The following is a 22,197-nucleotide window of genomic DNA, read 5'->3' as shown; positions in this document are numbered from 1 at the left end:
CAATACACTAAAAACGTGGGACAATGAACCATGTTTTGAAGAAATCAAAACAGCGACTAGGGCGGTTTCCCTAGAACTTCTTGGAGTTAATACCATGTCAACATTAACCACACGTTTCGGTAGCAATTCAAATGTAATCCGTAGCCATAACCCTTTAAGCGATGAACAAATAATGTTTGTCGCTCCCTCAGTATATGCAACTGAACAACACGCCAGCCGTTCAGATAGATATACATACATTCCCACATCATTTATTTTGCAAGGTCTACGCGAGCAAGGATTCCAGCCATTCTTTGCCGCTCAATCAAGAACACGGGATGCCAACAATGCCCCCTTTACTAAGCACATGTTACGGTTTCGCCATGCGTCCCAAATCAGCGCGGATTCAGCCAATGAAATCATCCTTGTTAATTCCCATAATGGGGCTAGTAGCTATCAACTATTGGCGGGTGTTTATCGGTTTGTATGCCATAACGGATTAATTTGTGGCGAGGAAATAGCCGATTATCGGGTACGCCATTCTGGGGATGTTAGGGACAAAGTGATTGAAGGCGCATTTGAAGTGTTAGACACTTTTAGCAAAGTTGATGAAAGCATGGAAATGATGAAAAGCATCAGCTTAACCCAAGATCAACAAAGGGCATTTGCTAAGGCAGCTTTAACCCTTCGCTTCGATTCAATTGATAATACACCAATAACAGAGGATGCCGTATTAAGCCATAGAAGGACGGCAGACAAGGAAAATGACGTATGGACAGTATTCAACCGCACTCAAGAAAACCTGCTTAAAGGCGGGCTTCGCGGTCGCAATAAGGAGCATAAATTAGTAACTACAAGGGCAGTAAACGGCATGGACAGCAATATTAAATTAAACCGCGCCCTTTGGGTGTTATCCGAGGAAATGGCTAAATTAGCAGCCTAACCTTTTGCGCTTCGGCGGGGTGCAATGCCCCGCCCTTTTTAAATGTATGCAATCCACGGTAAAAAGTAATGAAATACGAACCATACGAAAATATAATTGATTATCCGTTATTCGTTCCAATGTATCACTATGAGCCAAACCAAAGGCAATCAATAGTTATTGAATCGACAAGGCAAGCAATGGACAAGTTAAGCCAAAATGACCAAGATAATTTCGTCTACCAAACGCCATTAGTTAAAGAGGTCATGGCATTATTGGGCGTTCCTGATAATCATCCATGCACGAAAGCGACAAAAGAACATTATGTTGAATTTGGGAAGATTGGAACGGATGTATATCATGCGCGAGAATATATTGAAGCTAAAAAATACCACGCAGACCAAAGCGCAATTATGCGCCGATTGGGTATAACTAAAGGTCTAAAGTTCGGCTCTTTTAAAGAAGAATACGGCAAACTCAAAAGAAACATATTCATTGAGACGGTTACAGATATTGGGGCTGTGATTGTGTTTACGCAAGGCAACAAAAGATATAGGCAATCAATCAACGCCAAAGGCTTGGAGGGAATATTTAACTACAATAATAAAGAACGAAAAAACTTACCCTTAGAATCATTTCTTGAAGAAAATATTCATAATTAGTGTATTGACAATACACTATAAACATGGGACAATGAACCATGTTTTGAAGAAATCAAAACAGCGACTAGGGCGGTTTCCCTAGAACTTCTTGGAGTTAATACCATGTCTAAAAGAGAATCAACCAAAACTTATTTGCAAGTCGCTGGCTATCATAACGATACAAAAGCATTTATGCGGCTTTACTGTGAAAACAGAATAAGCAAAGCCGAAGCAGACAAGCAATTTAACATCGGGCAAAAAAAACGCGAAAACGGTGTTAAGTGTTCTTGTATTGATTGCAACAAATAAACCTTGGGTGTTCTTGCCATGACCGACAGAGACGAATTAGAAGCACTGATATTAAACCTTGAAAAAAAGGGATATAGCCTAATCATAAGCCACGAAAGCGGCACCGGCCACATAGGGACAATAAAAGTAAATGACAATCAACCATTACATCCGATAGCATTTGCCGAAAAATATAGGCCCATAGCAAAACTTAGCGTCGATTTTCGTAAAGAACTCCAAGCCATAAGGCATCAAATAACAATCATTCACGAAGCTAAAACAGGCGTTTACCGTTCTACTTTCGATACATTAAAGGAATATAAATCAATATGTGAAGGGCTAAGCGGATTCAATGTAAATATAGACTTTATCTAGCAATCACCCGAAAAACAACCTTGTTTTGTAAATCCACAAAACACCGACTAGGGCGGCTTCCCTAGCCAATCTTGGAAACTTTAATATGTACACACCAGACTTTATTAACAGCTTAATTGAATGCGGCGGCAGTCTTTTCGTGCTAGACAATATCCGCGCCGTGTTAAGGGATAAATCAGTATCAGGACTTAGCATCCTTGCATCGTCTTACTTCACCCTTTGGGGTCTCTGGAATCTTTATTATTACCCGCACCTTGGACAAAGTTTAAGCTACTATGGGGCGTTATCGTTAGTTATTGCCAACACGGTTTATATTGCACTGCTGCTTTACTACAGCAATAAAAAACTTAACTTAGGTAAGATGAGCAAACCCTCACATTCATTTAACGATTTAAAACAATTGCGGTATGAACCAGAAACGAGCATAGAAATAAGCTCAAATCTTGTTTTGAATCTCGAAGCAAAAAAAACAGGTATCTTTTGGGATGATACTGTAATTACGTTTAACGGGAATATAAAAATAGCCAGTGACGAAAGAGAACTATTTGCTGATGAGTTAAAAAATATTTTCGACCGTTACGATGTCGATAGCAACATGCAGCAAGTAATATTAGAGGGGTGAAAGATGGCTACTATTAACAAAGAACAATATTCAGAGCATGTAATAACCTTGAATGGCACTATCAGGATTAACTACCGTTACTGGAACAACCGATTTGGTGGCATTGATGAATACTCCCACGATCATTTTGAATTTAACAGTTTGCTGATTAGTGAAACTGGCTATCTCTCACATTTCGTAAATAGTGCGGTTGTAGCTAATTATGGCGGTCATGCGGACTATGCCGAATTGTTTTGCAAGGAAAAAACAAAGGACAAAGTAAATATTGCTCAAGTTGATTTATTTGAATGCTGTTTTTAATATGGGAAATATCCGTATCCGGCTTTCATACTGGAGGAAAAAAAGTTGCGCGGACGCGCAACAAATAAGGCGATAAATAATTAATAGTGTATTGACAATACACTAAAAACGTGGGACAATGAACCATGTTTTGAAGAAATCAAAACAGCGACTAGGGCGGTTTCCCTAGAACTTCTTGGAGTTAATACCATGTCTAATTTACAAACCAAACAAGCGGAATCTGGCAAAAAACTAACACCTCGCTTATTAGTCGTTGATGATGTTCTGGTCAACACATGGGGCTACGAGCAAACCAATGTTGACTATTACCAAGTTACCGCGCTCATTGGTAAATCAAGCGTTGAAATACGCTCTATTGCTAAAGACAGTATTGAAACGGGTTCAATGGTCGGCGTTTGCACTCCAATTCTGGGACACTTTTTAAACAACCCAATGAGAAAAAGGGTGATTGATGGCTATTGTGTCCGCATGGATTACGGCTCTGCATCAAGAAAAGATTACCAACTGATAGAAGGCAAAAAAACATTTAAACCGGACCGCTGGTCGTCATACAGCTAATTTACTCCTTACCTCACTTTGATTATTTGTCACCGTGTCGGGCGGTTTCCCGACATCCTTAACGGAGTGCTTATCATGGCTTTAGATTACAAAGACCGTACTTATATCCCTGGTGTTGGAATTTACTATAACAATAGCGGAACTGGTAAATATCGTTTCTTGATGCCACAACCGTATGCCGTCGATTGCTATATGGGTGATGCTTTGGTGTGTGACAGTTCAGGAAGTCCGAAGCCTGGGATGGAGTGTGCAGTACCACGGCAAGCATCCGATTTCGGGGCTAAATTTGCCGATGTTGAATTTTGTTCTTGCTGAGGGGCGGTTATGTTAGAGCATATATTACCTGAAAAAGAAATAACCTTTTCCTTGGTGGAGGTGGTAGAAATGTTGCCTTTTGTTCAAGGCGTTATTTATCGGGACGCTTCCCGACGTGGCTACGGCTGGATACCACGGAACACGGGAGATTATTTATCGTGTGACTGTGACGAAATCGACTTAAAGACCAATACCCTGACTGGCGATTTTAACCCTGTATGGCTTAGTGGTCTTGGTGAGGTTGTTGGTTATTTTGGGGGTAAATCATGATTCCTTATGATTCCTTAACAAATACCAACATGGACTTAATTGATAAGTGTGTAGACCGTGCCGCTCCGCTCCTTCCTTCGCTTCTGCGGTACGATATAGAGCTATCCTTAACAAAAGCGCATAACTATAATCCACTTGACTTAGAAAGTCTGTTAGGGTCACGTAACAATGACTTTGCGCATGATGTAGCCGGAATTGTCCGCCACGTTGACCATGAGACGGGCAAGCTTATGAATATCTTTTGTCCGCGTTCAGGGCATATCTAGGGGGAACTATGACAGAAAATAGCAACCAGCCTAGCCCTGCAATTGGGTGTATCGCGTCGATGGTGTTTTGCACGATACCCACCATTCTAGGCGTTCCGGTTCTCGTTGCGTGTATGGTTATTGGCGGTTTGGCTCTAAGAATTGATGAATATAAGGTTAATTTTTTATGTTACAAAATGTTTTAATACTCACTCATCCATTAGGTAATTTATATGAAATTTTTTATCGCATTAATTTTTGTGCCTTTATTAGTTTTAACTCTTGTTGCTATGTTTGCTCAATACGTGAATGGAGGGTTAAACGTAACAATACTCGCGCCGTTTTTACTTTACTATGTTTATGTATTTCTTCTTTGGCCTACTGATGGATTGGCATACAGAAGATTTTTTGATTGGTTATTTGACAAATTTGATTCAAGGCATACCAATAAATAACACGCTACTATGAATCAAGCTCACGATTTTTCTAGTGAGGACGCTACACATTGGCTTTATTGCCAGCATTGCTTCGGGCGTGGGCGGATTAAGTATTACAGGATGCCTTGCGTCCTTCTAAAGCAAATCAACGACGACCGCGCTAAAGTTTTGGTGTTCGGTGATCGCTATTGGGCGGGGCGTGACCATGTTAAAAGGGTGCGTTATGTTGGCGCTGATAGGTAGATAAAAAAAGGGGGTTAGGTTGAGTTACGCTAATTTTTTTGAAATGCTTGAACGTGAGCCAAAGTTAAAGCATCTTTGGGATAAGGAAAATAAGACGTTGTTGGAAAATGATTTTGCAGCAGCCTTGGGTGTTATGAGTTCTGGGGAAGTTTATTTGGCACAGTTCTTTGCATCTGTTTGGTTCGGCAATAACCAGCGTTACGGCTTCGATTTTGTTAGTGCTATAGGTAAGCTTGATAGCGACAAAAGGTTAATAATTGCCGAATGGCTTAAGAACCCTTTTTGGCCTTAATTTGAGGAATATTTTATGAGTAATGGTGAACAATCTCACTGGGGCTTGGATAATGACGCTTAGTGCCGAAGCTGTTTCCGATCTTGAGCGTAGGATGGAAAAACAAGCACAAGAAAGAGGGTTTACGCCACTCCCTTTAGAATTTGACTTGCTCTTAAAGCGTGTCAAGGATGGTGGTTATTCTGGCTATTATTTAGGGCGCGCTTTTCTAAGCTCTTATGGGTTGGATACCCCATTTAATGAAACACTTAGCGGCTTTATGAAACTGGATGCAGAAGGACAGCGGTTGTTCCATGAAATAATGCACATTCGGCTTATTGCGGGATGGAGTGATGCAGAATATTATGACCTGGCAGAAAAAATAACGGTAATTTTAGGGAACGGGTAGTCAACGAAAGCCAACTAAGTTGCGCGACCGCACAACAAAAATCAGACTAGAGGTAATAAAAAATGAACAACCAAAGTCACTTTAATACTGGTAACGAATATGCAAAAAAAAATGAACCATCAACCACTTATTTACAAGTACGATGTACTCATCTAAAAAAAGACAAATGGAAAAAAAAAGCTGACTCATTAAACATGAGCTTATCAGAATTGACTATATGCCTACTGGACAAAGTTACAGAGGGAGAAATTAGCTTATGATACAGCTATTGAGTTGCGCGGTCGCGCAACGATGAGGTGTATTTGAAAAATATAGCCGGAAATGCTGTTTCTCTTTTTTTATTCCGATTTGAATTGCGCGGAAAAGATGGCATCGACTTTGTTTTGAATGAAGCTATTGCCGCTGATATGTACCAAGAGATAGACGATAAAATAAAACCGCTCGTCCATGCGTGTTGCGAAACACTCTTGCGGTACAGACACCTAAGTGTGGGTAACACTATTATGGATGGTAATTTTCTTGTTACAGGAGAATTTGAGGTCATGCTGAGTAAGGGCCTGGGACGACATTTTGGGAACGAAGAAAAGGAGCGGTTATTCCAGGATGCCAAAAATATTACCGATCTTTTGGGTGAAGTTATGGATAGGGGAACTCAAGAAGAAAATGAAGGGAAACAGCGGAACAGGCCCCCAATAGAACTCACACCAAATCCAAGTAAGATAAAAAAAGGGCTTGAGGAACTTGGAAAAGCAAAATCCCAACAGGCAGAATTACAATGGATTGCAGAGGGACAGCAAATACGTCCCGGATTAAAGCCGTTGCGCCCTGATGATTTGCCCCGTGATGTTACCGCATCAAGAGGATATGACCATCGAGGGTTTTGTTATGTTTTCGAGCATAAGAAATATGGGGAGCTTGGGCGGATCGTAATGATCAAGGCGGGTGAGAAAAAAATGTTGATGCAGGCCGATCTCTGCTTAGGACGGGAAAAGCCGGAATCCACTATCGCAAAAAAGAAAAAGGAAATATTTGAGAAAGTGGTTACAACTGTCACCATCTGCTTTGATGTCCTCGATACTTAGTGCCTTAATATATCGTACCAAAAATACAGGGCGGCACCTAAGCCAAGCAGTGGCATGATAATAGCGAATCCAGGAACAATCACATCCAAGATAAAATCTTGAATTGGGTGATTGGGTTTATCTTCGTCAGTGGTCATTTTATAGATGCACTCCAAGTGCAAGTTAGGTTAATTGATACAATCTCAGTTGTTCTAACTTACAAAGGTAGCATTTATTATGCCGCCGAAAAATCCACTTATGACATTTGTGAGGTGGTTATCGTTATTTATAGTAGTTAACCCCTAAATAGTCCTAATTAACCTAAAAATGAGTTATAAAAGCCACGACTGGCTATTGAGAAACGCGATAATAACTTTAAAACCTACAATCTATGACACTTTGTGTCAATTTAAAGACATTCCTTTTTTACTTCCAATAATTCTTTATCGCCCAATCGAAACAACTTAGTCATACTTCACCCCTTCATATAGTAATTGCTACAATATTCCGATTAATCGTCTAGGTTTCTATCTGAATATAACTTATTACAGAAAGCCAATCTAACAATCAGCCCGTGTTCCTTTTGAAAATCAGTAACCAATTTACAAGCCACACTAAGCTTATCCATTATCAAATTCTTACCCCCTTCTTCACCATGAAATTCAGAGCGTAACAGATCGGCATCGGCACATAAGCGAATGTAATCATCATAAAGTGTTTTCCTTTCATCCTTTGTATAGAACTCGTCAACAAGCATTAATAACGCAATGGTATCTAGTGACCGTTGAACCTTCATTAACTTACCAGTAAATTTATCGGCTATTTTTTCTAGCTTTTCAATATCCATAAAGAACCCTTTTGTTTAATAAAATCACGCATTTTTTCTTAGCGACTGGTAAGAAGCTGGCAGTTCCGGCATCGCTGATTCGGTCGCGTCCCAGAACCAAGACTTAATTTCGCTTTCTTCCATCAATCCTTTTATACCCGATTTGTAGGCTTCATTAGAACCAGACGGACACAAATACAAAGCGGTTACATCATCGCCCTGGTGTGTTAAAAGAGCGGTCGCTAATGGCTCGGTCGAAGGCAGGTTGTACCTAAGCGATTTAATAAAATGATGCTTTCTTTTGGTAAGCTCATTGAGTAAATGTAGCTCGTCTTGATTATCATAAGGTATCCAGTTATCGGTAACATTCATAAACCCTAGTTCTTCAAATTTAGCTACGCCGGACGTAGAAACGCTAAACGTACCGACAACGATCAAATGATCGTCATTATTGCTTTGCCATAGCTCAATTTCGTTGCCAAACCGCCTGACAACCGCATCATAAAAGGCATCCTCAAGCATGATAGGATAATCCGGCAAGTGCTTTATAACCATCTTGTAATTGAATCTGGCCTTGCTTAAGTCTTTCACTTCACCGATCAGTATCATTAAATTTCTGTTACGACCAGCGGTCACGTTCAGTTGCTTCAATGCCATCAATCGCCTTTTGACAATATCATCCTTATGTTCAAGGTTAAATGTCTCAGGGATAAAAATAACACTGTGCAAATGGTTTCCTTTTGCCAACTTGTTTTCAACGGCTTCTGACAAATATTTACGGATAACGTACCAACTCCGTTTATGTTCCATCGCTGGCGACCATTTGTTAAATCCTGCCTGTTCCCAAAGATAGTGCAGCAGTCCTTTAATCGTTAATTTGCTGCCGTCGGCCTTGACGCTACCTTTCTCGACACTATCACCGGAATTAGGCTTGCGGGTTGCGCCTTTCGACAATGAAAAATTGAGTTTTAATACCGTGTGTCCGCTTTCTATGTTTTCTTGGATAGCAGAACCCATCACCTGCCCTAGCCCTGACAATTCATCTGGCACTTCAAAGGACGGGCATTCAGGATTATGTTTGAATCCTGTCCCTGGCATCCGCTTAATGATGAAAACATTATTAACCCGTGCGATATACATTTCTATCGGCGGATTGACACAAAGGCAAAACGGCCTTTTTTTTATGCCGTAACATCTACCAAGGGCTTCTTGAATACGATTATCGTTGGCTTCGTAAACATTGCCGCCAATGTTGTATCTTGTAACCATAAGCAACCTCTTTGGTTAAGCAAAATCTATATGTTGTGTCGGTAGGAGCTGCCTGGTCTACAACATATTGTGTTTTTATAAACAAACTCAAAAAATGAATTTCTTTAAGGTACAATCCTTTACCAAAACCTCTTGAACACTATTGTCATCAGATAACCGGATAAACATATAATCATCTGACTTCGGCTTTTCCCTTAATATGATGTTGGCTTTCTTTTTCTTGTAAACAACCTCTATAAGTGGGTTATTATCTACAGGCTGCTTCTTTGCTTTTTTATCGGTGAACTCATCTTTATTCCCTAAAACTAATTTAGGGGATGTGCCATTATTTTCGGCGATAGGCTCAGGCTGGTTAATATCAACTGCCCCGCTTCCTTGGTTATCATCAGCCGGTGGCGGGGTGTCCTTCGGCGACAGTTGAGCCGCCAGTAATGAAACATTAGCCCTGGTGATTTCATCGCTTGCAATGCACCATTCCTCTACTTTCTCAGGGTGATTAAGATACAAGGTATTTAGTCCGTACAACGTTTTTGGTGATCTTGATTTACCGCACTGGTAAACATCTTCCAAGCATTTAGGCAATTCTAACAGTGTTAGAAGGTGTGTAACAGCCGCCGAATCCTTGCCTAGTTTCTCTGCAATCTCGCTCTTGTTAAACCCTTTGCCTATTAAGCTCTTTATAGAAAGGGCAAGCTCCATCGGTGCAAGGTTTTCCCTTTGCAAATTTTCAATAATTTGATCAAAATCGTCGTGTGATTCGTCAATAAAGGCAGGTATTGTTTCTTTTCCTGCCCTGATTGAGCCGCGCAACCGTCTTGCTCCGTGATTCAAAAGCCATTTGTCTGCATGTTCTGGATGCGCCTTAACGGAAATAGGGACTTTAACGCCCTTCGCCCGAATACTGGCTTCCATTTCCAGCAATTTCTTTTCAGAAAAGCTTTTCCTTGGCTGGTTGGGATCTTCAATAATATCCGCAACCGGAATTTCTAGCGGCTTCCCATGCCCTTTGCTGTCCGTTGGCTTTTCATCCAATGCTGATAAGTCTAAGCCCATTAATTTAGCTCCATCATCGTTGCTATTTTTTCAAACACTGGCTTGACTTGATTCCATGCTTCCCGACCGCTAGTTTTGCCCAATTTCCAAACTGGCAACCCTAACGCCTGGGCTTCTGGAATCGCGGTCGTTTTCTTTATCGCGGCAAAACCAACATCCAAAGGTATCAGCAATTTTGAAAAATGCGTTGCGAGGTCTTTAAAATTATCACGCTGGAAAGGCGTTGGCTCAACCAGATTCGGCAATATCCCAAGGAATTTAAGTTTTGGGTTTATTGCCGATTGAATTTTCCTTATGCCAGTCGTATCATGATTCAGCAGATCGCCTATCCCGTCGATGGCTTCTTGGTTAAGCTGGATTGGCGACAAAACATAATCACTGACAACCAAGGCACAAAGCTGACGAATATCAGGATTAGGGTTAGTGTCGATAATGCACACATCAAACATATTATTTAATGTGCTGAGAAAATTCTTAAGGTTGTTGGCATACAGGTTGTGCGAATCTGCCTTTTTTTCCATTTTCAGCAGTTCGGCATTATCAGCCTGAACCAAAACAAAACTATCGGCAATATCTAGCTTAAGTCCGGCTTGAGATAGTAAGTTGCTCGAAGGTGTATTACTGACTTTCGCGTAGTTGCCCACCTTGATAGACTTGCTTGTATTTCGTTGGTGGTCAAAATCAATAACCAAAACTTTTTTGTTTTTAACCAACGAAAAGAAATAGGCAATCTGAACGGCCACCGCCGACTTACCAACTCCGCCCTTCTGGTTTGCAAGCACAATTGTTTTCATGTTTTTACCAATGCCCGAATACACTAGGGTAATAAAACCTAAGAAAGAAATAGACCACTTTATAAATAACCCAACACACACCAGCAATAAAAGCCAGACCGACAAGCCTAGCCCACCATTCCCAGATCACAAAACCAACCTTAAAGACCGCGTTACCGAATCCTAAGATTATGTCGTCAATGAACCTGCCAAGAGTGTCAAAAAAATCCCCTATCATAACGGCATACCAAAAGTTAAAAAGTAAACTTGTATCTCAAAAAAAATCAATCCTCATCATCTTTGTCGTTATGAATACCGTATTTTAAAAACAGATCGCTTAGGGCTTCTTCCAGCAAATCTTGTAAAGTTAATCCTGGGTACTGTGCTTGAATTAGCCTAAGTGATTTTTTTACCGAAGGATTAAAATAACCTGTTACGTTTACCCTCCCTATTCTCCCTGGTTGTTGATACTTCTCAGATGATTTCCCCTCAGAGGTCTTACCCATAAAAACAATAAGCTAACAAGTAAAAAAGACAATAAGTAAACTTATAATTACCTAAAAACTATTCTGTTGTCAAGTTATATATTAATTATTGAGTTGCGCGACCGCGCAATAAACGAACGAAAAAATTAAACATCCGTTAAGTTTTCTTAGAAAGCTTACCTAGCTCTCTTAGAGTTTTGGCTAATTCGATTTCTGCTTCATTTTGAGCATCAAAAACATAATCCGGCTCACTAATGCGTTTTTTAATTAGTTTTTATTCTTGTTTATATAGTTTATAAGGCTGAAAGTCAGCAATAACGTGGCTTACAGAAGATATATTCTGCCTTTATTCGTGTTAGCTCTGCCAAAATTCAAGTTATTCTGCCTTATTTCGGGCTATTCTGCCTTTATTCGGGCGTTATCCACAGATTTACAATTCTGCCATTGTTCGAGGTTATGCCCATTATTTATTAAAAAAATTATAAATAACAACAACATATAAACTCTGCCTTTTTTCGGGTTACTCTGCCAAAATTCAAGCTATTCTGCCTTTTTTCGGGTTACTCTGCCAAAATTCAAGCTATTCTGCCTTTTTTCGGGTTTGCGGTGTTAACCTATTAATAGCCCTATAAATAACAACAGCATATAAACTCTGCCTTTTTTCTGGTTACTCTGCCTTTTTTCGGGTTTACGCTAAAAAAGGCTTGTTTGCGGGTCACGCGAGAAATCGAAACGGATACCTTTTACCTTTTTTCCTCCCTTTATTGCTTTCCATTCTATAATCCAGCCGTCTTTGTCTTGAAGCTCCTTTACAGCAGGTTCAATGATCTTGCGCCTAATTGCCGCAAAGTCGCCCTTTTGTTTCTCACTAGCATCCATTGAAACGGCAAAATCCTCTATCGTATATTCAGCCCAGCCAGTTGCTTCAAATCTTGTTAACAACTCAAGTAACCGCCAAGAATAAACAGACCTTAGTGCGCTGGCTTGTTGGAGTTGGTAGCTAGTAAATTGTTTTCTTAGCCCTACTAAATGCTTCATTAATGCTGGCCACCAATACAATTCGACCCACCCTTCGCCTTGCTGATACTGTATCTGTCCAACCCAACGCATAGTGGTACGTGTCGGCTCTACCGCCCCGCCATTCCTCTTATAAGCCGCTTCGTAAAAAGTTATAGAGCGGTTATAAATATGCTTGGCTGCGCTTTGTAACTGGTCGTAAGCGGTGTTTATGCTGACAGAACACTCATCGGCGTATTCAGATGCGTATATTCTTGTTTTTACTGGCTCATTGCGAGGCAAAGTTTTCACACTATCAAGTTTAGAAACAGCCATCATAACAATGCGCTTTTCAGCCAGAGTTAAACCATGTCCAGCCCTTGTTAGGGCATTGCTCATCGTTATCCAACGCTCTCCAGGGATGCGCTCTAGGTCTTGAGCATCGTACTCATCACGTTTTTTTTTATTCGTAGTAACCATAGCTTTTGTTGTCATTCTGCCCTCGTTCGGGTAATTCTGCCAATACTAAATAGTAGCAGAATTGGGATAATCTGCCATCTATAATAAAGGCAGAATAACGGGTTACTTCTCCCTTTGACCTGTGGCAACCTTAACATTATCAGCAATATCTAAAAATTTTTTATACCTTTTCCATACCAAAGTCGATGTGGAATGCACGGCTTGCTTGCTACAATCCATAAGCTCTGCGATCTTATAGTAGGGTATACCATCCACTAAACGAAGTTTTGCGGCGAGGATACGATCTTCATTCAGATTAGAAAGCATGGGTTCAAAAGCAGAAAATTCTTCCGCCGTCATTTTTTTATCTTTCATAAACCTTAATCTGAAACAGCTTTATATTTCGCCCAAACCGACTTAACATGGCTCACACTGCTTTTTGTGAGTTGGGCAGTATCGTTAATGGTTGTACCTGCCTTCCGCAAATCAACAATATTTTTATTCACCAATTCGTTAGGTTTGCGGCCTGTAAATTTTTTAGCTTTTTTTGCTAACGCTATACCTTGCTGTTGGCGATCACGGCGAGTTGTATAGTCATCGTGTGCTATTTGTAAAGCCAATTTAAGAAGCATATCCTGAACCGAATCAAGGACAATCTTTGTCATCCCGTCCGCTTCTACTGCTAACTCGGATAGATCAACAATCCCTGGCACCGATAATTTAGCCCCTTTCTCACGGATAGAAGCTATAAGTTTCTCAGCTTCCGGCAACGGCAAGCGGCTAATCCGATCAATCCTTTCCGCAATAACAACGTCGCCAGTTTGCAGTTCGCTAATCATCCGCAACAATTCCGGTCGGTTCAGGCTAACGCCAGAAGCCTTTTCCTTATAAATGCCAGCAATGTAAAACCCTGCGGCTTTGGCATTTTCGATGATCTGCTCTTGTCGTGATAAATCTTGTTCTTGGGTGCTAACCCTTAGATAGATACGGGCGATTTTCATGCTAAAAATGTTTGAGCATAGGTTCTTTTCTCTTAGACGAACTTAATTTATCAACATAACTAGAGTGCGTTTTCTCATCAATTAACTTGAGTACTCTAAGAGTCTCAAGAGAACCAAGCGACAAATGCTTAAAAGATGGGTCACCGCCACTTTGATAAGAAGAAGCCCAATCGTCCAGAATATCAAGTATTCGCGTCAAGCTTTCATTGTTAACTGAAATTTCCATAATCATCGCACCAACAGTAATAGTGAATAGACATTTAAGGTATACGCTATGAAGCTACGTAAAAGGATAGCCATAAAAACCCATAATATAACTTAAAAAAGCCACATAATCATAACCTAACCCTAAATGGCTATCCAATTATCAGTAAACCGCTTTTCCGTATATTTGGAAAAACTTTAGGGCAAGAGACACGCCCACAAGCGCAATGAAGAACGTCATCCGTCCCGCCCCAATACCAACGGCACGTTTGGGGAATGTCGGACGTTGCATCATCTTTTTCCGCTAAACATGATATTGTTAAATTTGTTGCCGCCATCGCCTTAACCCCAATGTTAATCATCACAACCCCACTAAAAATTAACATGAGACTTTAAAAAACATTAAGCAATGCCTTTTTAAGTTTTCTAAAGTCTCGAATCTCCGCTTTAGTTTCGGCTATCACAGATATAGCTTCCTCACTTATTGGTTGACCGTCATAAGGGCAACAATAAGCTTCTATATAGGTAGACCTATCGCGTATCGCGCATTCGACCATAAACGCTATAACATCCACTTTCTTTCCGGTTTCATAGCAAGTCATAAGATCAAAAACCCTTAGCGCTGCTGAGCTTACTAAACCCCACTATCTGGCGAAGATGGCACTTTTGGCAGCTATGTGGTAACTACCCCATCTAGGCAATAATTACGCTCGTTACTTCTGCCTATCCAAAACTTGTACCCACATTTAACGCATTCGGTACGTTTCATCCACGCAAAGCCACCGCTCCGCTTACCTCGTTGAGCCATTAATGATGCGCCCCTATTTAATTTTCATGCCTTCATGTTCCATATTTAAAACTATTGCGCTTTCCATTCTATCCTTCCCAATGTATGGCTTTGCCCATTTTAGCCTTTGCTCTGGTGTCCTAGATTGGCACTTCCATTCGTGCTTATTTTTCCAAGCCTTAACCAAGCCTTGCATGTCCCTGTTCGATATGCTGAACAGCCTATATTCAGAGCCACAATATTTGCAAGTTGCAAACCCTAAATTATTTACCATGAAATGCTACTTCGATTAGCTGCCACTCAAGTCACCAAGTATTTCAGACAAACTAAAATCATCACCAGCCATGCCCTGCATGAATGCCAAAAATTTAAACACCTTATAGTTGTCAGTGCCAAAGCTGTTTTTCCGCAAGCCCTTAAGAACTTCTTTGCATGGGTTATTTTCGGACTTACCCTTCCAATACCAATCGTTAAGGTGAGCGTGTAACTTTTCTCTGGCACTGTCCCGCAAGCCATTCAAAACCGCCGCGCCGTCGCTTGTCAGGGTAATTTCCTTATAAAGCGAACTGAGTATGACTTCAATGGGTTCATCGTCAAATACAGAACCAGAGGATGATTTTTTCTCAATCTGCAACTTCACTTGTGCAACTTTTTTCCTGGCTTCTGTTTTGCCTGGGTTATCAATTAAATCATTAACAACCGCTTTTGCTTCTTCTGGATTGTCTATTTCAATAGCCTTTATTTCGTTGATGAGCTTCATGTCTTTTGTCGCGCTTGATTTTGCTAGGCGTGATGAATGCTCAGGCAAGCGAAGCATAGACAATAACCGTGAAGCCCAATATTTGTCCTTTCCAAGTTCCTCAAGGGCAGAACTAATTGAGCCAGTAGTATTAATCAGTTCTTGAAAACCCTCAGCTTCTTCATAAAGCGTTAAGCCTTTGCTTTGTATGTTCTCTATGAGTTGTATAATCTTAGCTTCACTGTGACCTACGTTTTTAAGCACATAAGGAACAGTAGAAAGCCCTGCCATAATAGCAGCACGATAACGCCGCTCCCCTGCCACAACAATAAATTGATCGTCTACCTTCCTAACAAGAATAGGTTTTAGTACGCCATATTTTTTAATGCTATTCGCCAAACCAACTAATGTGTGGAGCTTATTTTCAAGTTCCTTACGTACTTGTTCCTCGATGACTAGATCATCAACATGGATATAAACGTAGTTGTCATTGTCGGTCTGAAAAAGCTTGTTAAGCCCATCGCCAAGTGTTTTCTTTCCTGACGTGATAAAAGTGTTAACCTTCTCCATAGAATCACCTATTAACTGTTAACAAAGACATTATCTAAAATAGCCTTACAAGCCGCTTTCCATTCTTTTGCGGCTTGCAGGTGTCCATTACCCGATGTTTTTACCCACACTGGCTTACGTTCACTGATAGCCGTCCGTACAGCCGCCCTTTCAGGCAACTGTTCTTTGAAGATAACATCGCCGTAGGCTTTCCTCAGTTCGGCTAAAGCTTCCGCTTGTACCTTGCTACGGTTGTTCGTTTTCATCAATAAGATGCCAATGTGCTTTAATCTCAGGTTGAACCCTTGAGTACGAATAACATGGATGGTGTTTACCAAATGTGCCAGCCCCGCCATTTCATATAGCCCCACATTGACGGGCGTTAATACAAGGTCGCTTGCTGCTAATGATGCCATTAAACGGATGCCGATAAGTGGCGGCGTGTCGATCAGGCACAAATCGTAGTCTTTAGAAAATGTCCTGATAGCCTTCCCTGGACGGCGTATGATTTCGTTTTCTGCTTTGTCGATAGCAAGCAAGTCATCATCAGCACGGATAATTGACAAATTATCGTTAATACGCTCTGGTTCACCATCCGGTAAACGGTCTAAATAAAGTTCTGATGCCAAAATACCTTTTGCAGCCGAATCATTTTCAAATGAAATAGACAAACTCGCTTGTGTGTCCATATCGACCAACAAGACACGCTTGCCTAACTGAGTCGCGGCATACGCAAGATGTACGGTTAATGTGCTTTTACCCACCCCGCCCTTCTGGTTTGCGATTGATAATACTTTCATTGTGTTATCTCAAAAAGGCGTGGAAAAGGAGCGGGGTTATATTGAGGTAACAATCCCGTAAATACAATGCTAGATGTGTGATTAATGACATGGTATTAACTCCAAGAAGTTCTAGGGAAGCCGCCCTAGTCGCTGTTTTGATTTCTTCAAAAACATGGTTCATTCTGGCATATATGCTGCCAATTGTCAATCTTTTATAGTTGACAATTAATAACGGATACTAGACTAGTATCTATCTAAATGTAAAATGACACAGAACGTGAAATTTGTGACAAGTATGTGAAATTCTTGTGACGTATTAAATGAAATTATTTCTCTTTACAGCAAAAGAGATTTAAGGGTCTGGTTGGTGGAGCTTGTCGCCAAGATAAAATAGCCCCCAAAAAGTAGCTACGATCATTTGCCAAAAAAGCAAAAAGAAAAACAAGGAAAATAATCCAGATACCCATATTTGCCATGATTGACTAATTATTGCCCTGATCGGTAAGTAGGCAGTTTGTGCAAATATGGCTAACACTATAAGAATTAGACTCTCCGCAGTTAGGAAGGCAAACATCGAACATAAAAAGCGTCTTCTGGTCAGTTCAATTGCAACACTCTGACCTTGTATCATAATATCGATTTTAGGGGCAGGCGCAGGCATTGTTTTATCAATGTCGGTTTTATTAAAGGTCGCAATCGCAGCTAAAGCAGCAATGTAAAAACCTGGAAGTCCTTGTACGAAACTTAGCACTTTAGAAATTATTCCGCCGTCCGCATACAAAGAAACTGGCCCGAATTGCTTCAAGCTAAAGACTACCACGGTAGAAATGGCAGCAAGCAATAAAGGATAAAGCCAATCAACCTTCCATTTAAGCCTGTGCTCAATAAACAGGTAGGATAACGGTCGTAAGAGATTCCAAAGCATTAGGTTTCTTGAGAGAGTAAAGCTTCCATTTTCGCTAAAATCGTATTGTTGAATTTCTCATAAGAAGATTCCAGATTGACATTGAAACCATCTAATTTTTCCTTCTTTACATAAGCCAAGGCTAATCCTTCGGCAGTATCCATATTTACAGTTCGGTCTAGCCCCGTTTCGGTTTTAAATTTAATCTTCGCTTTGCTGTAATCCTTATTCTGCTTTTTGATAAGCCTCAAGATACGATCATATAGATTTGAAACTTGAGTATCTGAATCATCAAGAGTCAAAACAAGAGTCTTGCATTTTTCAACGATATATCCATCATCATCAAATGAAGTAAATCGATCTTTTTCTGTGATTAATTCAATAGATTGGAATTTTCCATGATCCAAATCATGTTTAAGATCATCAGATATGTGACCGTCAAAAATGCACTTAAAAACAACATTGTATTTTTTTGGCTTACCGCTACTATCTACTGCCCCATCGGGATGTGTTTGCTCAAAATCTCCAGGGGATAATTGGGTTGCGTCACTCAGGATTTGATTTAATAATTTTAGAATTGTAAAAACACCAAGCCCATTACAATGCTCGACTATCACGAGAGCGGGTTGCAGGTCATCATTTGGTAACCGTATTACCAAATGTACTGAAAAATCTTGTCCTTCTTTGCCAGTCTTTTCTGCGGTTCGTCGCTTTTTCTCTTCAGGAATAGTGAAAACTGGATCAGAAATACCTTTGTCAGATTTATTTATTAAGATGCTGATTATGCCGTTTGAAATTTTCCAATCTGATATGTAGAGTAGCTCGCTTTCTTTAGCTATAGATTTTGTACGTTTATCAATAGGTACAAGCTGCATAAGCTCGAACGCCTTCCTGACAGAGATTGGTTTTGGAGCCGGAAAAGTTCTTGAATTGGCCGAAATAGATAAATCATAGTAGTAGACTAATCGTTCTGTTTTCTTCATCCCATTCTAATCCCATGAAAATTTAATAACGCACTAATTTGATTTACGATTTTACCCAATACCCATCATTCATACGTATTTATTAACCCTCTTTTAATTCCAACTTAGGCAAGGCATAAACAATCTTCATCGTCTCAAGGCTCACTGTAATTACCCGCTGGAAGAGTTTTAGCGGATAGGCTGCATCGTGCATAGTTTCGATAGCCCAAAGGTTGGCATCATTCACGATACCGCTTTCCTTGTGGGTTGTGACTGCCTGACGTTCCATGACCCACTCTAACGCTGGTTTTCCATTGACTACATACTCATAGGCTTCTAGCGGAATGCCCGTCATCGTGATTTTGTGGTTATAGATTACGGTTGATTTATCGGTTTCCTTGCCTTTCTTGGCAAACTTCATTTGCTCGACGCGGTAATCCTTGTCTTCGTAGCTATCTATGAAGAGAGACCCGCCAGCATAATTGACGGGGTGAGGCTCAACCGTTTCATAGTTGATATGCAATTCGGCCAAAGAACGGCCAGCTTTGTTGAACGCCCAAAAATCTGCGGCTTTTTTCACGCACGGGATACGCGGCAATTCTTTGGTGAAATTATCAGCATAGCGATTTTTGTAATCATCCGAATGCAGCAACCCATAGATGTAATAAAAAACGTCTTCTTTAGTGATGGTTTCCTTTGGATAAGCATCTTTGAAATGGGCAAGTGCTGCATCAGTGATACCATCTTTGATGGTATATTCGCCTTCGGATTTCATCTTGCTTTGAGGTTCGGGACAGGCAAAAATATCTTTTTGCGTGTCGTTGTTTTCACTTGCGCCATCTTCGGAAGAGTTTTTTTCGTAGAGATTGAGGGGGAAACACTGACCATTGGCTTGAAACTGAATGTCGGGGATAGCATTTGTCATTACAACAGAAAACGCTTTAGGCGTTCCAAGTCCTGTCATAGCAATTACTCGATTATCCACCGTTTCATCTGGGAAAATGCGAGGGATTTGATTAACGTAGGCATTCAGATTTTGGTTGTAATAAACCCATTGTTTGTTAAACGGGCGATATAGACTATTTACAATGCTGTCTGGATTAAATGAAAACTTTTTACATTTTCCTAAATCAGCTTTTAGGCTACGATTCCAGCTAATTTTTGTAGTATCAGAAATAATGAAATCATCAATATCAGGATATTTATTTTTAGTTAATCCTTTGATCGCCGCTTCATAGCGACCAACTTCACTATTGTAAAAATCAATAATGTTCCTCATATTTACGCTAACGGCTCTTTTACAGAATCCGTAACACCAGGCATCACGGTTGGTTTCTAATCCTCTTGTATAGTTTTCAAAAACCGTAACCGCATCTTTGTCTTTCTTATCCCCCAAGCTGATGAACTCGCCAAAGCTATCATCCCGTTGTCCTACCCAATCATTATGCTTATCGGGTGTTATGGGTAGCCAGCCGTTGGCTTTGGTGATGCCCTCAATGCTTTTGAAGGCGCTGATTTTGCCCAGCTTGTCCTCACGGGTTAGGTAGTCGCCTATATCGTGCATGAAGATACGCCCCTGCTCTTTCGCATGAGGGTTTTTAATCAAAATGCTGATAGCAATCGGCGCACGGCTACCACTGCCAAAAATCTTGCCGCCTTCCTGCCGCGATAATTCCCCCGATGTTCTTTGATTGCCGCGCAAGTGGAAAACATAAATGCTACTGAACTCATCAGCCAAGCATTTACGCAAGCCATCGGCGGTGTTTGCGTCCACAAACCCCGCATTGCTCACAAAACCAATTACGCCGCTATTCCCGATCCGGTCACTCGCCCAACGAATAGCGCGGATATAGGAGTCATACAGAGCGTTTTTATTTGTCGCGGTCGAGTGAGCCGCGTAAGTGTTACGGATGCTCTCATCAAGTTTTGGATAGGCAATGTTGGCATTGTTATCGTTGGCGCTGTTTTGCCCTGCCGAATAAGGCGGATTGCCGATAATCACCCGAATATCGAGGGCTTTTTGTTTCTTGCGGCGGCTACTATTGGCCTCCATCATCATACTGACCAAATCCTCTTTTTCGTGGAGTTGGAAAGTGTCAGTTAAGCAAATACCGTTGAAGGGCTGATATTCTCCGCCCATGATGCTGTGATAGACTGCTTCAATGTTGATTGCAGCAATGTAGTAAGCCAGAAGGACAATTTCATTGGCGTGAATCTCATTCTGGTATTTATGGGCGAGTTCGTCTTTGCTGATGAGGCCGCTTTGCAAAAGCCGCGTGATGAATGTTCCCGTCCCCGTGAACGGATCAATGATATGGACGTTCTTACTGCCTAACGTCTGGCTGAACTCGTTTTGCAGGGCATCATTGACGCTATGGATGATGAAATCCACCACCTCGACGGGCGTATAAACAATCCCTAGCCGTTCTTTTAATCTTGGAAAGGCATTACTAAAGAATTTGTCGTAAAGCTCAACGATAATGCGCTGCTTGCCTGTAGCGTTGTCAATTCCGGAAGCTCGCATTTTGACGCTCTCATAGAATTTTTTCAGCGTCTCAGTTTCGCGCTCAAGATTTTGCTCCTGCAAAATATCGAGAATGCCTTGCATAGCGAGCGATACGGGGTTGTGTTGGGTGAAACTGTAGCCTTCAAATAGCGCATCAAACACCGGCTTGGTGATGATATGTTGTGCCAGCATTTCTATCGCTTCGGTTTCGGTGATAGATTCGTTGAGGTCGTCGCGCAACTCTTCTAAAAATGCCGCAAACGCTAGGTATTCTTTGCTTTCTTTATTTTTCAATAAGGCTGTAATGCGAGTAATATGGGTTTGGGCGATACGGGAAATATCATTAGCCCAATTCTCCCAATAATCACGCTTGCCGCATTTCCTTACGATTTTGGCGTAAATTGCTTTTTGGAACTCATCAAAGTCCAGCGTCATTTGAACGGGCGCTGATTTACCGCCCTGCCCTCTTTCCTGTTCCTGTTCACTGCCGCCGCCCACGCCAATATGAGAGCCGCCTTTTTTGCCTTCCTGCTTTTCGGGCAAGGTGTTACTGACGGCAATAATCTCAATCTTGTCACTGACATTCACGCCCAAATCCATTTTATTGATAGTCGCATCGAAGCGGTCATCATGGGAGCGCAAGGCATTCAAGATTTGCCACACAACCTTATATTTTTCATTGTTGTTGAGCGCTTCTTCGGGTGAAAGCCCAGAGGGAACGCCAATCGGTAAAATGACATAGCCCATGTTTTTGCCTTCGGCACGGCGCATCACACGGCCAACCGATTGCACCACGTCAATTTGAGATTTTCGCGGGTGTAAAAACAGAATGGCATCCAAGGCGGGAACGTCCACACCTTCGGATAAACAACGGGCGTTGCTCAAAATCCGGCAAGTTTGCTCTGGAGTTTCTTCTTTCAGCCAACTTAATAGGCTATTGCGTTGCGTGGCGTTGTAAGTGCCGTC

General features: G+C 41.1%; 33 protein-coding genes. 17 read left to right on the top strand and 16 right to left on the bottom strand.

Going from position 1 to position 22,197, the window contains the following annotated elements:
- The first annotated feature begins 94 nt into the window (after positions 1 to 94).
- From ABL924_RS13180 to ABL924_RS13105, 16 genes are all read left to right on the top strand, one after another.
- Entirely contained in the window at positions 95 to 922 is an 828-nt protein-coding gene (locus ABL924_RS13180) for a DUF932 domain-containing protein (protein ID WP_349027557.1), read from the top strand.
- A 68-nt stretch (positions 923 to 990) separates the two neighbouring features.
- On the top strand, positions 991 to 1,563 hold the full coding sequence (locus tag ABL924_RS13175; RefSeq protein WP_349027556.1) for a hypothetical protein: 573 nt from the start codon (positions 991 to 993) through the stop codon (positions 1,561 to 1,563).
- 102 nt (positions 1,564 to 1,665) lie between these two features.
- Complete coding sequence (locus ABL924_RS13170) at positions 1,666 to 1,851, top strand: hypothetical protein (RefSeq protein ID WP_349027555.1); 186 nt, start codon at positions 1,666 to 1,668, stop codon at positions 1,849 to 1,851.
- A gap of 18 nt (positions 1,852 to 1,869) precedes the next feature.
- The gene (locus tag ABL924_RS13165; RefSeq protein WP_349027554.1) at positions 1,870 to 2,205 is read left to right on the top strand and encodes a hypothetical protein; all 336 of its coding nucleotides are present in this window, start codon (positions 1,870 to 1,872) and stop codon (positions 2,203 to 2,205) included.
- Positions 2,206 to 2,290: 85 nt separating this feature from the next.
- A complete protein-coding gene (locus tag ABL924_RS13160) occupies positions 2,291 to 2,827 on the top strand; it encodes a hypothetical protein (protein WP_349027553.1) in 537 nt (178 codons plus the stop codon).
- A gap of 3 nt (positions 2,828 to 2,830) precedes the next feature.
- Entirely contained in the window at positions 2,831 to 3,127 is a 297-nt protein-coding gene (locus tag ABL924_RS13155) for a hypothetical protein (RefSeq protein ID WP_349027552.1), read from the top strand.
- 189 nt (positions 3,128 to 3,316) lie between these two features.
- Positions 3,317 to 3,685, top strand: a complete 369-nt coding sequence (locus ABL924_RS13150; protein ID WP_349027551.1) for a hypothetical protein — start codon at positions 3,317 to 3,319, stop codon at positions 3,683 to 3,685.
- Between the two features lie 75 nt (positions 3,686 to 3,760).
- Positions 3,761 to 4,000, top strand: coding sequence for a hypothetical protein (locus tag ABL924_RS13145; protein ID WP_349027550.1), 240 nt, complete (start codon positions 3,761 to 3,763; stop codon positions 3,998 to 4,000).
- A 9-nt stretch (positions 4,001 to 4,009) separates the two neighbouring features.
- Positions 4,010 to 4,270, top strand: a complete 261-nt coding sequence (locus tag ABL924_RS13140) for a hypothetical protein (RefSeq protein ID WP_349027549.1) — start codon at positions 4,010 to 4,012, stop codon at positions 4,268 to 4,270.
- A 274-nt stretch (positions 4,271 to 4,544) separates the two neighbouring features.
- Positions 4,545 to 4,721: a hypothetical protein gene (locus ABL924_RS13135; protein WP_349027548.1), complete on the top strand. Its 177-nt coding sequence runs from the start codon at positions 4,545 to 4,547 to the stop codon at positions 4,719 to 4,721.
- 27 nt (positions 4,722 to 4,748) lie between these two features.
- Entirely contained in the window at positions 4,749 to 4,970 is a 222-nt protein-coding gene (locus ABL924_RS13130) for a hypothetical protein (protein WP_349027547.1), read from the top strand.
- A gap of 9 nt (positions 4,971 to 4,979) precedes the next feature.
- On the top strand, positions 4,980 to 5,195 hold the full coding sequence (locus ABL924_RS13125) for a hypothetical protein (protein WP_349027546.1): 216 nt from the start codon (positions 4,980 to 4,982) through the stop codon (positions 5,193 to 5,195).
- Between the two features lie 19 nt (positions 5,196 to 5,214).
- A complete protein-coding gene (locus tag ABL924_RS13120) occupies positions 5,215 to 5,487 on the top strand; it encodes a hypothetical protein (RefSeq protein WP_349027545.1) in 273 nt (90 codons plus the stop codon).
- 22 nt (positions 5,488 to 5,509) lie between these two features.
- On the top strand, positions 5,510 to 5,875 hold the full coding sequence (locus ABL924_RS13115; RefSeq protein WP_349027544.1) for a hypothetical protein: 366 nt from the start codon (positions 5,510 to 5,512) through the stop codon (positions 5,873 to 5,875).
- Positions 5,876 to 5,937: 62 nt separating this feature from the next.
- Entirely contained in the window at positions 5,938 to 6,135 is a 198-nt protein-coding gene (locus ABL924_RS13110; protein ID WP_349027543.1) for a hypothetical protein, read from the top strand.
- A gap of 42 nt (positions 6,136 to 6,177) precedes the next feature.
- Positions 6,178 to 6,957, top strand: coding sequence for a hypothetical protein (locus tag ABL924_RS13105; protein WP_349027542.1), 780 nt, complete (start codon positions 6,178 to 6,180; stop codon positions 6,955 to 6,957).
- Here the strand turns inward: ABL924_RS13105 and ABL924_RS13100 are convergent.
- The 5 genes from ABL924_RS13100 to ABL924_RS13080 form a co-directional block, all read right to left on the bottom strand.
- Positions 6,954 to 7,094 carry a hypothetical protein gene (locus ABL924_RS13100; protein ID WP_349027541.1) on the bottom strand — a complete coding sequence of 47 codons (141 nt, stop codon included), beginning with the start codon at positions 7,092 to 7,094 and terminating at the stop codon, positions 6,954 to 6,956. The two genes, ABL924_RS13105 and ABL924_RS13100, sit on opposite strands and share 4 nt — an antisense overlap.
- Positions 7,095 to 7,447: 353 nt before the next feature.
- Complete coding sequence (locus ABL924_RS13095; protein ID WP_349027540.1) at positions 7,448 to 7,783, bottom strand: hypothetical protein; 336 nt, start codon at positions 7,781 to 7,783, stop codon at positions 7,448 to 7,450.
- A gap of 24 nt (positions 7,784 to 7,807) precedes the next feature.
- Positions 7,808 to 9,031, bottom strand: coding sequence for a DUF1173 domain-containing protein (locus tag ABL924_RS13090; protein ID WP_349027539.1), 1,224 nt, complete (start codon positions 9,029 to 9,031; stop codon positions 7,808 to 7,810).
- Between the two features lie 87 nt (positions 9,032 to 9,118).
- The gene (locus ABL924_RS13085; RefSeq protein WP_349027538.1) at positions 9,119 to 10,084 is read right to left on the bottom strand and encodes a ParB/RepB/Spo0J family partition protein; all 966 of its coding nucleotides are present in this window, start codon (positions 10,082 to 10,084) and stop codon (positions 9,119 to 9,121) included.
- The gene (locus ABL924_RS13080) at positions 10,084 to 10,878 is read right to left on the bottom strand and encodes a ParA family protein (RefSeq protein WP_349027537.1); all 795 of its coding nucleotides are present in this window, start codon (positions 10,876 to 10,878) and stop codon (positions 10,084 to 10,086) included. Before ABL924_RS13080 ends, ABL924_RS13085 begins: the two co-directional genes overlap by 1 nt.
- 10 nt (positions 10,879 to 10,888) lie before the next feature.
- Between ABL924_RS13080 and ABL924_RS13075 the strand changes: the two genes are divergently transcribed.
- Complete coding sequence (locus tag ABL924_RS13075) at positions 10,889 to 11,044, top strand: hypothetical protein (protein WP_349027536.1); 156 nt, start codon at positions 10,889 to 10,891, stop codon at positions 11,042 to 11,044.
- Positions 11,045 to 11,141: 97 nt separating this feature from the next.
- Here ABL924_RS13075 and ABL924_RS13070 read toward each other — a convergent pair whose 3' ends face one another.
- The 11 genes from ABL924_RS13070 to ABL924_RS13020 all read right to left on the bottom strand — a co-directional run.
- Positions 11,142 to 11,363 carry a ribbon-helix-helix domain-containing protein gene (locus ABL924_RS13070; protein WP_349027535.1) on the bottom strand — a complete coding sequence of 74 codons (222 nt, stop codon included), beginning with the start codon at positions 11,361 to 11,363 and terminating at the stop codon, positions 11,142 to 11,144.
- A 672-nt stretch (positions 11,364 to 12,035) separates the two neighbouring features.
- Complete coding sequence (locus ABL924_RS13065) at positions 12,036 to 12,833, bottom strand: replication initiation protein (protein ID WP_349027534.1); 798 nt, start codon at positions 12,831 to 12,833, stop codon at positions 12,036 to 12,038.
- 87 nt (positions 12,834 to 12,920) lie between these two features.
- Positions 12,921 to 13,172: a hypothetical protein gene (locus ABL924_RS13060; protein WP_349027533.1), complete on the bottom strand. Its 252-nt coding sequence runs from the start codon at positions 13,170 to 13,172 to the stop codon at positions 12,921 to 12,923.
- 5 nt (positions 13,173 to 13,177) lie between these two features.
- The gene (locus ABL924_RS13055; RefSeq protein ID WP_349027532.1) at positions 13,178 to 13,798 is read right to left on the bottom strand and encodes a recombinase family protein; all 621 of its coding nucleotides are present in this window, start codon (positions 13,796 to 13,798) and stop codon (positions 13,178 to 13,180) included.
- Position 13,799: 1 nt separating this feature from the next.
- Complete coding sequence (locus tag ABL924_RS13050) at positions 13,800 to 14,024, bottom strand: hypothetical protein (RefSeq protein WP_349027531.1); 225 nt, start codon at positions 14,022 to 14,024, stop codon at positions 13,800 to 13,802.
- Positions 14,025 to 14,165: 141 nt separating this feature from the next.
- A complete protein-coding gene (locus ABL924_RS13045; protein ID WP_349027530.1) occupies positions 14,166 to 14,297 on the bottom strand; it encodes a hypothetical protein in 132 nt (43 codons plus the stop codon).
- Positions 14,298 to 15,078: 781 nt separating this feature from the next.
- A complete protein-coding gene (locus ABL924_RS13040) occupies positions 15,079 to 16,098 on the bottom strand; it encodes a ParB/RepB/Spo0J family partition protein (RefSeq protein WP_349027529.1) in 1,020 nt (339 codons plus the stop codon).
- A gap of 11 nt (positions 16,099 to 16,109) precedes the next feature.
- On the bottom strand, positions 16,110 to 16,877 hold the full coding sequence (locus ABL924_RS13035; protein ID WP_349027528.1) for a ParA family protein: 768 nt from the start codon (positions 16,875 to 16,877) through the stop codon (positions 16,110 to 16,112).
- A gap of 334 nt (positions 16,878 to 17,211) precedes the next feature.
- On the bottom strand, positions 17,212 to 17,664 hold the full coding sequence (locus ABL924_RS13030; protein WP_349027527.1) for a hypothetical protein: 453 nt from the start codon (positions 17,662 to 17,664) through the stop codon (positions 17,212 to 17,214).
- Between the two features lie 119 nt (positions 17,665 to 17,783).
- Positions 17,784 to 18,746: a hypothetical protein gene (locus tag ABL924_RS13025; protein ID WP_349027526.1), complete on the bottom strand. Its 963-nt coding sequence runs from the start codon at positions 18,744 to 18,746 to the stop codon at positions 17,784 to 17,786.
- Positions 18,747 to 18,828: 82 nt separating this feature from the next.
- On the bottom strand, positions 18,829 to 22,197 hold a 3,369-nt coding region (locus ABL924_RS13020; protein WP_349027525.1), incomplete at its 5' end, for a type ISP restriction/modification enzyme.

Source organism: Methyloglobulus sp. (assembly GCF_040079455.1).
Classification (GTDB): Bacteria; Pseudomonadota; Gammaproteobacteria; order Methylococcales; family Methylomonadaceae; genus Methyloglobulus.
Note: the sequence above shows the minus strand (reverse complement) of the source record. Positions and strands in the feature narration are given on the sequence as shown.